The sequence below is a fragment of the Microbulbifer maximicatervae (SeqCode) genome (assembly GCF_052467385.1).
Genome location: NZ_CP174311.1, coordinates 3,751,966 through 3,763,411 on the forward strand (window position 1 = coordinate 3,751,966; position 11,446 = coordinate 3,763,411).

Genomic DNA, 11,446 nt, shown 5'->3' on the forward strand with positions numbered 1-11,446 from the left:
AAAGCCAGGCGTTGGCATTGTAAGGTTGTATATGGATATTTCAGATTCACTTAAATACGCAGAAAATTCACTCAGGGATTTATTGAATTTCATTCTATCAAAACAGTTCGGAGCAGACTGGTTTTACTCGTGTGGAGTATCTGATAAACGCATAGAGCAGTGGGAAGAACGAAAAAATATTGATGAAAAAAAGTTTGGCTATAGTGATCCCCGTATCATCTATTATGCTGACTTTTATGATTTAAAGACAATTCTTAAAAAATGCTGGGATAAAGGGTTTTCAGATGTATTTGGGAAATGGAAAGAGATAGAAGTTCTACTCAATATATTGGAAGAGCTACGAAATCCAGATGCACACAGAAGAGATTTACTTCCTTACCAAAAGCACCTTGCTATTGGGATTAGTGGTAAAATTCGGGCAGAAATTACGGAGTACTTTAGCAACATGGAAACTGGTGAGTCATATTACCCTAGAATTGAAAGTGTTCAAGATAGCCTGGGAAACACATGGGCTATTGGTGAGCGAAATCCACATGATACTAGCTGTATTTTACGCCCTGGTGATCAGATTCAATTTAATGTGGCTGGCACTGATCCAAAAGGAGACTCGTTAGAATACACCGTACTGCCTAATGCTCTTCCTTATGAATTCGAATGGAAAAATAATGGCAACTTTGATTTAACTATACAAAACAAACATGTAGGTAAGAAGCTTTGGGTCGCAATAGCTATTAAAAGCCCTAGAGATTTTCATGCGACTTCTGTAGTCGGCCTTGGGAAGGTGGATGATGTTGTAAAATTTGGTTTCGAAGTTCTACCGCCAAGATAAAATGCTAACAAAACACTGCAAGGGACGCTACAAAGCTGCGCTCGTTCCTCGCTTCACTTTTTCACACCTATGAGTGCAGCGCTAGCCTTACAAGGAAGAATAATGGATAAAAAGGAAACACTCCTAATTGAATTTGAAAGGATAGAGATGAATGCAGCAACTTGTAAGTTTGCGCATTTTAAATCATCCAGCTCCAAACAAAATCTGACGCTAATTCTTGGAGTTCCGGTTGTTATAATAAATGTATTTATTGGCTCAACCTTGATTAAGTCTTTAGGCGATTATTCGGGCACAATAATCTCTGTGTTATCACTTCTGGCAGCAACTCTTGCAGGAGTTCAAACATACTTAAGCTACCAGAAAAAATCTATGCTACATATTGAAGTCGGTAATTTGTACTCTGATATTGAGAGAGAGTCCAGGATATCGAAAGGAAAAATCAAAGCAGATGTAATGAGCATAGAAGAAGGTTGGGTATCAGTTTCCACGTTAGAATCAAAATATAGCGAAGCAAATAAAAAGGCACAGGAATGCCCAATATCTGACTCAGCTTTGAGTGGCGCTAGAAATAAGTTTCACTCGCTAAAAAAGGCTAACAAGTCAAGCAAGCGGGACGCTGTAACCGGCGCCCCTTCTTGAGGCGTTAGGCAACAAGGGATAGTCGTAATTTATGAATTTAAATCAAGTCAGTTTGCCTGTAAGGGATATGAAAAGAGCAGTTGATTTTTATCTTACATTGGGGTTTTTACAAATTGTTGATACTCCACATTATGTTAGATTTCAATGCCCCGAAGGGAGTTCAACATTTTCTTTAGTGCTTGAAGAAAATGAGTGCTCAAATACTTCTGTTATATATTTTGAGCATGAACAACTTGATCAATTGGTTGATAGCCTTATTAAAAAAGGCATAATTTTTGAGCAGATGCCAACAGATCAGGGTTATCTTTGGCGTGAGGCAATTGTAAAAGATCCATCGGGTAATAAAATTAAATTGTATTGGGCTGGAGAGAATCGTTTAAATCCGCCTTGGAGAGTAAATATTCATGCCTAACAAACGCATCTTGTCGCCCTACGGGCTGAGACTGCTTGCGCTGCGCTTTAGCAGCCCCAAATGCGGGCATTAGGCTGTACCCATGAAGCAAGCGCTACTTCTATTAACAGTATTTTTCAGTCAACTGGTTGGGGCTGAAGAGGACGTATATTTAATTACAAGAGAAAGTGATTTCTGTGCGGGAAAAGCCTTAAATCCCGATCATTGCCAAGACAATGGAATGTGTTATCACTTCAAAAAAACGCCAATATATCCTTTGGATGCACTAAAGAAAGGAGTTGAGGGGTTTGCTAAAGTAAAATTTGATACAGACCCAAAAGGTTGCACTATTAATCACAAGGTTTATGCCTCTAGTCCTGCGGGTGTATTTGATCAAGCGGCAATTGATGCTATAAAAAATTACCAATATTCTGGCGGGGCCAAGGGTATTGTTGAAACAGTTACATTCAGTATTCAAAAATAAGCCTAACAAGGTGGTGTTGCCGCCTTCGACTGGGACCTTCGTTCCGCTGGCGCTCCACTCCGGCCCCAAACCACGGAGCAACACTAGGACACCCATAGATTGAAAGATAACATCGGAAATAGTATAGGCCTTCCACTTTGACGGCCATTTATCCTAGCCTGATGTAGGGCAAGGTGAAATACTGAAAAATTATGCTTGAGGTTTGAAAATTTCGTGTTTTTAGCCAAACCGGAAGGAATAGTATCGAAAGGTTGGGAAGGAATTAATGGGGCGTTGCAGAAAGGAAACGTTGGCAATCGCCTGTGCCATGTACCTAACGTTTATTGAGCTGAATACAGGCTTGCCGTACAGCCTCTGCTGATCCCACCAGGCCTTTAAAGCGGCTTTCGAAGTTCCGATTGAGATAGAGCCAGTGTTTTGCTGAGATGCCCAGCCGCTCAAGGATAGGGGGAGTATTTTGAGAAATGACACTGCGTTTTTTCGGGTCTAAATGCCGGCCACTCCAGTCTACTAACGCCAAATAGTGATCCAATTGAAAGGGCAACCCCTTCGGCATATTAAGGCGCTCGCCGCCCACAAACGGTAGTAGCTCTTTAGGCTGCTCATCTGAGATCACAGCGCGAACACGCTGCTGAATGGACGTGTGATCGGAGTCCTCCGGGGTTTTTGCAATATCGGCACGGATAGGATTGAGATCGACATAGGCCATGCAGGCAGCCAAGGCTCTTTCATCCAATAGCGCCTGAGACTTGAAACGGCCCTCCCAGAAGCGGCCTGCACAGCGGTCTTCTGCATTGGCCTGACGAGCAATAGATTCGTTTAGGCAGCGCATAAACCAGCTAATATCCATTAATCGCTCTCGCCACAGATCGATCAGCTCTTTAAGCTTGTTCTTTTCACTGCAATCCAGAGAGGCACCCTGAAGAAAGCGCTGAGCCAAATTAGAAGCTTTAAATAGCTCCTGCCAGCGGAAAATGACCTCAGTATCAGACCAAGTTCTGGCCGTTTTAGCATCAATATAGAGCACCACATGGTAGTGATTACTCATTACCGCATAGGCAGCGATATCCAGCGAAAAGATAGCAGCTAGCTTGTGCATCCCAGTCTCAATCCACTGGCGCCGGTGCTCATAATCCCTCCCCAATTGACCATCTCTTCCACAAAGAAACGCCCTGCGTACACAGCGGGAGACGCAGTGATAGTACGGAGTCGCATCAAGTGAGATCTGTGAGCGACGAGGCTGGGTCATAGGGTATGGATTTAACTGTTTTAATATCCAGTACTTTTATTGTGATTTCCGTATTGTGTCAATAGCTGTGACGCCTTAAGCTCTACCTTTGATGGGTGTCCAGAAACGGCCTTCTGGAAACAAAAACCTGTAAACTGAATTTGACCTGGCAGAGCACTCTCTGAAAACCTGGTGACTGTCAGATCAAGCCTGAACTACTAGAGCTTAACTTAGTGCCATCCTGATCTAACTGCATTTATTAATTAAATGCCAGCGAAGATCTGCTTCTATTGTTCTACATCGCAATTTTCCGAGGAAAAATTTTAAAGTGAAAATAAATGGTATCAAATTCAGAATCGCTAAACTTTTCTTACAACAATTTTTAGCATTGTCTTTTTTTCTCTGTCAACTATCTCACGGCAACGATTACATTGAATTCAGCGCTAAAAATGGTACAGGAACTCTGCTTCCAACCTTTGATACTTATATACGCGGTGGAGATTATGCTAGTGACACCTACTTCTCGGAACCTATTCTGATGGCAAAGTGGGCGCCATCTGATGGATTCAAAAGAGAAATATATTTAAAATTTAATTTTTCAGAGATTAATCACCCAGTAGAAAAAGCCGAACTTAAAGTATATGTTTCTAATTCAGGAACCGGCACTGAAAAATACATTGAACTCTACAAAAGCAACTTCGACAACCTAGACAAAACTTCAAACTGGGACAACCTGGAAAGAGAAAACTCCTATTTTCGCAACAGATTACATGTAGATAAAACAAAGAAGTGGTACTCATTTAATGTAACCGAAATAATAAATTGGCAAGTTGAAAACACCAAAACAAAAGAGGTTGTTCTTAAGCTGAAGTTAAACGAAATTAGTGGATCTACCGCGAACCACTGGCTGCATTTAGCCTCACTGGAAGCAGAAACGAGTGAACTAAAGCCTAAACTTGATATCAAATTAGGTGAAAACAATATAATTCATGAATTAGTGACCCGCGACCAATCCAACTTAAACTTTAAAGATGATTTAATTATACAAGACTTCTCATATTCCGGATATAAACAGGGATTAAATATCCCCAAAAGAAAAGTGGAAGATCTAGACTCAAACATTCTCAATGTCAACGACTATCATGGCATCGGCGATGAGCAAGACGATACAATAGCCATTCAAAAAGCGATTGATCATGCAATTATTCTAGCGCGTGCTACGGGTTATCCGCATTATGTCTACCTTCCTAGCAAGAGTAACGGAGAACCATATCAAGTAAGTCTTAAAGAGGCTCAAAAATACTTTGAAAATGCCAGGCACTTTTGGAATGAAAATACAGTTACTAACGATCCCTTCTGGGTAAGTCACTATGAAAATTCAGAAGGAGTGTCTTTAAATCAAGTGATTTGGATATGGGGCGATGACATTGTATTAAAAGGAGATGGGGTTAATAAAACTTACCTTTTGGGAACTCAATCAACTATTGGTAACCTAGAAGAAAAATACTCCATGAGAAAGAAAAGCATAATTGGAGTAAAGCCCAAAAATGGAGATCAGGACTGGGCAAAGCTTACAAGGACTAATCAACAGTTAGATGAAGAGGGGAATAGGTATTATGAGATAGTCGATACAAGGCCGATTCCACTAGCTTCGAGTGTTTATGGAGTAAAAAACACAATCGAACTTGAAGGTACATATAATTCAGGTGATGGCTCTCTAAATTATAATGGGAACTCCTTAAAAACTGGTGACTATATCGTTATTAGATCTTTTGCAACACGAAACTTTATTGACTCACATGCAGCTGCCTCTTGGTGGAGATTTTGGGGAGAGGAAGACGGCGTGGACTACACAAATTATCGCGCCATAATTAGTTTAAACCCACAAAGATCATACGAATATCATTATGGAGTTCAGGGTGTCGGGTTTTTAAGACGTATAGAAGGCATAAATGGAAACTCTATAACACTAGACAGCCCTATCCGTTATTCATTAGCTGTAAGTTCTGGCGCGATTGCATATAAAGCCAACACCCATATTAATAATATTGGAATTGAGGATCTATCAATTAGTAACATGCCATTACAAAACGATCATGGAGTCAGCTATATTTACCAACAAAATGAAGGGTTTAAAAATAGCGATTACAATACGAAGGGGAGTCCTGCTTATTATGTTCATAATTCAAGCTTAATTAACTTAAATTATTTGGTTGACGGCTGGATCAAGTCAGTAAGTACATTTGATCCAGTACACGACGGAGAGTCATTTAATTTTCTCTCAAATGGAATAGTCATCTCAAACTCTAAAAACATAACTATTGAGGATGTAAAAGTAAATAATTCTCAATATTTAGGGGAAGGTGGAAATGGCTATGCTTTCACTTTAATAAATGCTAATGACTGCTTGCTGAGTAGCGTAGAAGCTAAAAACCATCGACATGGTTATAGTATCTTGAAGAGTTTTAGTTCAGGCAATGTTATTTACAATAGCAACTTCGGAGCAGTAGCTAGCGGGAGTTATTATAGAAATGGGCTTGAGATGCACGATTTCCAATTGGGTAATGATTACCATATGTGGTTTAGCCAGTCCAATTTGATAGACTCTGTAAGTTTAACAAATGACTTTCTAATTTCGACCGCACGCTCTGCTTCGGGAGGAGCTGGTCGTGAAGCTGGAAGAACCTCCATACAATCAATCTTTTGGAATATTGAAGGTAAACAGTACAAACAGGCTGCTTTCTGGGCCCGTGAGACAAGTGAAGATCCATACCAAACACGCTGGACAAACTCACCTTGGATCGTACTTTCAGATTCTCTAAACGGTTTGGGTGCAATTGTAGGGACAAGAGGGGAGGGAGACATTGGCCGGTATAATAGTGAGATATATTTCGGTGATCACGAAATTAAAGACCTGATTCTCATGGAGAACATGGGAGATAAATTAGCAATAGATTCCTTGTACCAGTTTCAGCTTGAGAGAAGGCTTCACGATAATTAAAAAGCTTAGATGTGATTTATAACTCTAATTAACCTAGGGAGCCTCTGGCAAATTCGCCTTTGGCTCTGAGAAATCTGTCACATAGCGAATAAGGCTATATTTTAATCAAGTACTAAGAATTTATTCTCTTTCGATCAAGCTGCGTGTTACCGGTTCTATGGCTGTATATGCAGTTACAGCAACAATAGGACACCCATAGATTGAAAGATGACTCTGGAAATAGTACAGGCCTTCCACCTTGACGGCCATTTCTCCTGATCAGGTATATGGCAAAGTGAAATACTGAAAAATTATGCTTTAGGTTTGAAAATTGCGTGATTTTGACCAAACCGGAAGGGATAGTATCGAAAGATTGGGAGAGAATTGGTGGGGCTTTACAAAAAGGAAACGTTGGCAGTCGCCTATACCATGTGCCCAACGTTTATTGAGCCGAATACAGGCTTGCCGTACGGCCTCTGCTGATCCCACCAGGCCTTTAAAGCGGCTTTCAAAGTTCCGATTAAGATAGAGCCAGTGTTTTACTGAGGTGCCCAGCCGCTCAAGGATAGGGGGCGCGTTTTGAGAAATGGTACCGATCGGCTTGAGATCTACATAGGCTATAAAGTAGGCCTCCTGAATCGAGGCTAGCGGGTTGGGCCTAATTATGACTTAGCGGCCACGCAGACAGCAGCTAGCTAAACAGATCTCTCCAGATAAGAACGTGATCTTGCAATGCACGACTACATCATTAGCCCGGCCCACTAGCCACATAGCTGCAGTCTCCTTGGCCACCTCGCCTCCAGGCTAAGCCTTACAGGATGTTTCTGTTCGTCAGCTCCCAGTTTTGCTAACGACTTCCTCCCCACAAGACCTCGCGGTGTTGCAGTTGCCATTCACTAGTAGTTAGCATTTAATGGAACCCATTAAATGGTGATCTTCCTACAGGGGACTTTCACCCCATTAGTTCACGCCCATGCTGGGCGTACCAAGTTTGTCAACGATCGCCCTTCGGGCTGGACAGCTTTAAACGTGGCTTTGCTACAAAGCTGCCCATTACAAAGGCGTTATATTTTTACTGAACTATGGAGTAGTAAATGAAAAGACCTACATGGGCGACAATAATTGGAGTGTTGGCAATTATCTTCGGGATATTTGGGGTTCTTGGTGGCGCTCAGGAAATAGCCATGCCCTCGATGCTCGAAATGCAGAAAGAAATGATGACTGAATTCAGTAAAGGGAAGACTCCTGATGGAAAGGATATACCCCAATTGACACTAGAAATTGAAGAGGAAGGTGAACCCAAACGAATTGAGTTTTCTCAAATGATGGAGTCTATGCAAGAACAGTTTAAGGTCCCAGAGTGGTATGAATCTTGGTCAATTGTTTTTGGTATAGTATCTATGGTCGTAGCAGGTCTGTATCTTATATCTGGAATATTTCTAATGATGACCAAAGATTTCGCAATAAAAATTTTCTATATAGCTATCGCTGCGTCTGTTATTTGGGCCATTGTTCAAACAGTAATTAGCTCGCAGTCAGATAGTGGGTTCTTGATGGCTAAAATACCTGGCTCAATCACTAGTATTGTCATCGATATAATACTTCTTATTGTGGTTCTCGTTGGCAGTAAAGAGGCTTTTGTTCCTCAACAAGAAGAAATATAAATCGGGTGGCCGGTAGTTTCTAACTACCGGCCACCACACCACCCATCATGCGGGTCATGAATGCTAACCGGTTGGACCTACTTACCAGCCAATAGCCACGCTGGCAGAATCACTGAAAAAAAATTGCACAGATTTCCCAATATAAGAGTATAAAATTTCACAAATCAGCTGCATCATTAACCCTATCCACTAGATCACGTGGCTTCGGCACCCTTGGCCTCCAGACTAAGCCATATAGGATGTTTCTGTTCGCTAACTCATAGTTTTACTCGCGGCTTCCTCCCCACAAAACCTTATGGTATAGCTATTCGCTGGCAGTTAGAGGTCATTAAACGGTGATCTTCCTACTGGGGGTTTTCATATGTCAAGTGCGATTCTTATTGCCCCCATCCTTTACGCAGGCATTATAGGGCCCCATAATCGCTCTTTATCCATAAGCAAGATTAGATTTCTTGCCTCAAATACACATGGAAATATGTCAATAGCATATATGATTAATTGCCGAACACTCGAAGCTGGTATCTAGTGAAAACTCCCAAACGTCTACAGCCTCTCATCGATGATGGCTTAATCGATGAAGTTATCAGCCGCCTAATGAGCGGCAAAGAAGCCGATATATTTATTGTCCGTTGTCGTGACGAAATTCGTTGCGCCAAAGTCTATAAAGACGCAACTAAGCGTAGTTTTAAAAAGGCCGCACAATACCAAGAAGGGCGTAAAGTTCGCAGTGGTCGTCAAGCACGTGCCATGCAAAAACGGTCGAATTATGGCCGCCAACAGCAAGAAGAAATTTGGCAAAATGCCGAAGTTGATGCTTTATCCCGTTTAGCACGCGCTCATGTACGAGTTCCCAAGACTTTTGGTTGTGTTGACGGTGTATTATTGATGGAGTTAATCACTGACGAAGCAGGCAATGTCGCACCACGGCTTGGCGATGTGACAATGTCAGAAGAGCAAGCAATTCAAGATCATGCATTAATGATTCATTACATCATGCTCATGCTTTACGAGGGAATTGTACATGGTGATTTATCCGAATTTAACGTCCTAGTGGATGATTCCGGCCCCGTGATTATCGATTTGCCTCAAGCTGTTAATGCCGCTGCCAATAACAGTGCACAAGAAATGTTCACTCGCGATGTCGACAATATGCGTCGTTATTATGGCAGATTTGCCCCCTCTTTATTACAGACTCAATACGCCAAGGAAATGTGGGCACTGTTTGAAGAGGGTAACTTAACGACTAGCTCAACGCTCAGCGGCAAGTTTGATGATGACGATGACAGCGCCGATGTCGACGCCGTGCTAGAAGAAATCAAAGCGGTGATGCAAGAGGAACTGGAACGAAAAGAGCGCATACGTGAATCTTCAGAAGATGCATAAATTTAGATGAATGTACCCGGTTTAGTAACCTTATTGGTTGCTGCGGGTATTGCTTATTACCCTATTGCACAAATTAGTGCACACACACATTAGGACAGCCAAAGGCTGGAGGATGATGTGAACTGTAGAGCAAGCTCTCTTTCTGGGGGCGCTTACCCTTTGATTTATGGGTAAGAGAGATTAAGTTCTGGAAATTGATATGCAGATTTTTGGAAATGCTATTTTGGATAAAAGAGTGGTAATCGTGTTATAGAGTATTTGGGTAGAAGTAGATTAGCAGGGTGTGGCTGAGAGGAAACGCCGGCAATCCCTATTCCGTGTACCCAGCGTTTATCGAGTTGGATGCAAGCTTGCTTTACAGTCTCCACTGATCCCACCAAACCTTTAAAGCGGCTTTCAAAATTCCAACCGAGATAGAGCCTGTGTTTTGCCGAGATGCCCAGCCGCTCAAGGATAAAGGGTGCCTTTTGAGAAACGGCACCGCGCTTTTTGGGGGCTAAAGCCGGCCACTCCAGTCTACTAACGCCAAATAGTGATCCAGCTGAAAGGGCAACCCCTTCAGCATATTAAGGCCACTTTTCCACTAAGCCCCTCATTGAGCAATATCTTGTAAAAACACACCGGAGAATTGAAGTGTAAAGCCCTCGACTAAATAACGGCTGTCCTAGTAAGAACTCGGTCGCTAAGTAACTAACCCCAAAATACTAAGCGGCTAAATACTACCCTTAAACTTAACTAAAAATTAATGGTCTAGTAACTCCGCATTAGTCGGGTACTTTTCAAGGAGTTCAATAAGCTTTTTAGTGCCATCTACAGGCTTTAGGCTAGCAAGCGTTCTTCGTAAAGCTCTTATCGTTGCAATATCTTTCGAGTTAAACAGGATTTCTTCACGGCGAGTACTGCTTTTAGCAATATCCAAGGCAGGAAAAATTCGCTGTCTCGCAACTTCCTTTGACAATACTACCTCCATATTTCCCGTACCCTTAAACTCCTCAAATATCACCTGGTCCATTCGGCTTCCGGTATCCACGAGTATCGTTGCCAGAATCGTAAGTGAGCCACCACCTTCAATCTTCCTCGCAGCGCCAAACAGCTTTCTGGGTATCTCCATAGCCCTGGCATCTATCCCGCCAGACATTGTACGTCCCCTACCACTCTGCCGCGCATTATGTACCCGTGAAAGCCTTGTCAACGAGTCAACCACGATCATTACATCCTGGCCTTCACCGGCTTCCTTACAGGCCCTATCATGGAGTTCATTAGCTACTCTCACATGCTCTTCATAGCTATGATCAGAAGAGGACGCATAAACTTCGGCCGGTACACTTCGCTTAAAGTCAGTAACCTCCTCTGGCCTTTCATCAATAAGCAAAGCGTACAGCTTTATTTCGGGGTAAGCCTCCCCCACTGCTTGGCAGATATGTTTCAGAATAGTGGTTTTACCACAACCTGGTGGAGCCACAATCAAGCCACGCTGCCCCTTACCAATTGGCGTAATCAAATCCATCGCCCTTACCGTAAGTTGCTGAGAACCAGACTCAAGGCGAATAGGCTCAGATGGATTAATAGCTACTCCATTTAAGAACCGTTTCTTTGGATCAGTAGTGTCCTCTTGCTTTTTATCAGCCTTCTTAGGCTCCGTGTTTCTCTTTACCTTTAAGGATAATATTTTTCTGGACATAATATGCTCTTTATAAATCAATCGAGATCGGGGAGATTATTAATGATTGTCGATGGCTGGACAAAAGATTAGTACTCCCCCAAATTGGATACTATAGCCAGAACTTGCGACTAAGCGATTACCCTATCGAACCCAAGGCAGACAAATAGCCCTATTAAAACCCGAGA

Annotated in this window: 9 protein-coding genes; 7 read left to right on the forward strand and 2 right to left on the reverse strand. The window is 42.2% G+C overall.

Annotation, left to right across the window (positions count from 1 at the left end):
- Nucleotides 1–31: 31 nt before the first annotated feature.
- The 4 genes from ACJJIR_RS16000 (at nt 32) to ACJJIR_RS16015 (ending at nt 2,343) form a co-directional block, all read left to right on the forward strand.
- On the forward strand, nt 32–829 hold the full coding sequence (locus ACJJIR_RS16000; RefSeq protein ID WP_444906098.1) for a hypothetical protein: 798 nt from the start codon (nt 32–34) through the stop codon (nt 827–829).
- A 102-nt stretch (nt 830–931) separates the two neighbouring features.
- Complete coding sequence (locus ACJJIR_RS16005; protein WP_444906099.1) at nt 932–1,468, forward strand: SLATT domain-containing protein; 537 nt, start codon at nt 932–934, stop codon at nt 1,466–1,468.
- A gap of 31 nt (nt 1,469–1,499) precedes the next feature.
- Nucleotides 1,500–1,880 (forward strand): VOC family protein, encoded by a 381-nt coding sequence (locus ACJJIR_RS16010; RefSeq protein WP_444906100.1) that lies wholly within the window; start codon nt 1,500–1,502, stop codon nt 1,878–1,880.
- Between the two features lie 82 nt (nt 1,881–1,962).
- Nucleotides 1,963–2,343, forward strand: coding sequence for an energy transducer TonB (locus ACJJIR_RS16015; RefSeq protein ID WP_444906101.1), 381 nt, complete (start codon nt 1,963–1,965; stop codon nt 2,341–2,343).
- Between the two features lie 313 nt (nt 2,344–2,656).
- On the opposite strand, the gene ACJJIR_RS16020 is transcribed toward ACJJIR_RS16015, so the two are convergent.
- Nucleotides 2,657–3,592: a transposase gene (locus ACJJIR_RS16020; protein WP_444906102.1), complete on the reverse strand. Its 936-nt coding sequence runs from the start codon at nt 3,590–3,592 to the stop codon at nt 2,657–2,659.
- A gap of 307 nt (nt 3,593–3,899) precedes the next feature.
- Here ACJJIR_RS16020 and ACJJIR_RS16025 point away from each other — a divergent pair, with 307 nt between their 5' ends.
- The 3 genes from ACJJIR_RS16025 to ACJJIR_RS16035 all read left to right on the forward strand — a co-directional run bounded on the left by ACJJIR_RS16025 (nt 3,900) and on the right by ACJJIR_RS16035 (nt 9,598).
- The gene (locus tag ACJJIR_RS16025; protein ID WP_444906103.1) at nt 3,900–6,572 is read left to right on the forward strand and encodes a CBM96 family carbohydrate-binding protein; all 2,673 of its coding nucleotides are present in this window, start codon (nt 3,900–3,902) and stop codon (nt 6,570–6,572) included.
- A 1,073-nt stretch (nt 6,573–7,645) separates the two neighbouring features.
- On the forward strand, nt 7,646–8,215 hold the full coding sequence (locus ACJJIR_RS16030; protein WP_444906104.1) for a hypothetical protein: 570 nt from the start codon (nt 7,646–7,648) through the stop codon (nt 8,213–8,215).
- 525 nt (nt 8,216–8,740) lie between these two features.
- Nucleotides 8,741–9,598, forward strand: coding sequence for a PA4780 family RIO1-like protein kinase (locus ACJJIR_RS16035; protein ID WP_444906105.1), 858 nt, complete (start codon nt 8,741–8,743; stop codon nt 9,596–9,598).
- Between the two features lie 742 nt (nt 9,599–10,340).
- Here ACJJIR_RS16035 and rho read toward each other — a convergent pair.
- Nucleotides 10,341–11,279 (reverse strand): transcription termination factor Rho, encoded by a 939-nt coding sequence (gene rho / locus ACJJIR_RS16040; protein WP_444906106.1) that lies wholly within the window; start codon nt 11,277–11,279, stop codon nt 10,341–10,343.
- Between the last annotated feature and the right edge of the window lie 167 nt (nt 11,280–11,446).

Bases quoted from the DNA above. Each gene is read 5' to 3' on its own strand.
- ACJJIR_RS16000 (WP_444906098.1), top strand. From the start codon at position 32: ATGGATATTTCAGATTCACTTAAATACGCAGAAAATTCACTCAGGGAT.
- ACJJIR_RS16010 (WP_444906100.1), top strand. From the start codon at position 1,500: ATGAATTTAAATCAAGTCAGTTTGCCTGTAAGGGATATGAAAAGAGCA.
- ACJJIR_RS16030 (WP_444906104.1), top strand. From the start codon at position 7,646: ATGAAAAGACCTACATGGGCGACAATAATTGGAGTGTTGGCAATTATC.
- rho (WP_444906106.1), bottom strand. From the start codon at position 11,279: ATGTCCAGAAAAATATTATCCTTAAAGGTAAAGAGAAACACGGAGCCT.
- ACJJIR_RS16015 (WP_444906101.1), top strand. From the start codon at position 1,963: ATGAAGCAAGCGCTACTTCTATTAACAGTATTTTTCAGTCAACTGGTT.
- ACJJIR_RS16020 (WP_444906102.1), bottom strand. From the start codon at position 3,592: ATGACCCAGCCTCGTCGCTCACAGATCTCACTTGATGCGACTCCGTAC.
- ACJJIR_RS16005 (WP_444906099.1), top strand. From the start codon at position 932: ATGGATAAAAAGGAAACACTCCTAATTGAATTTGAAAGGATAGAGATG.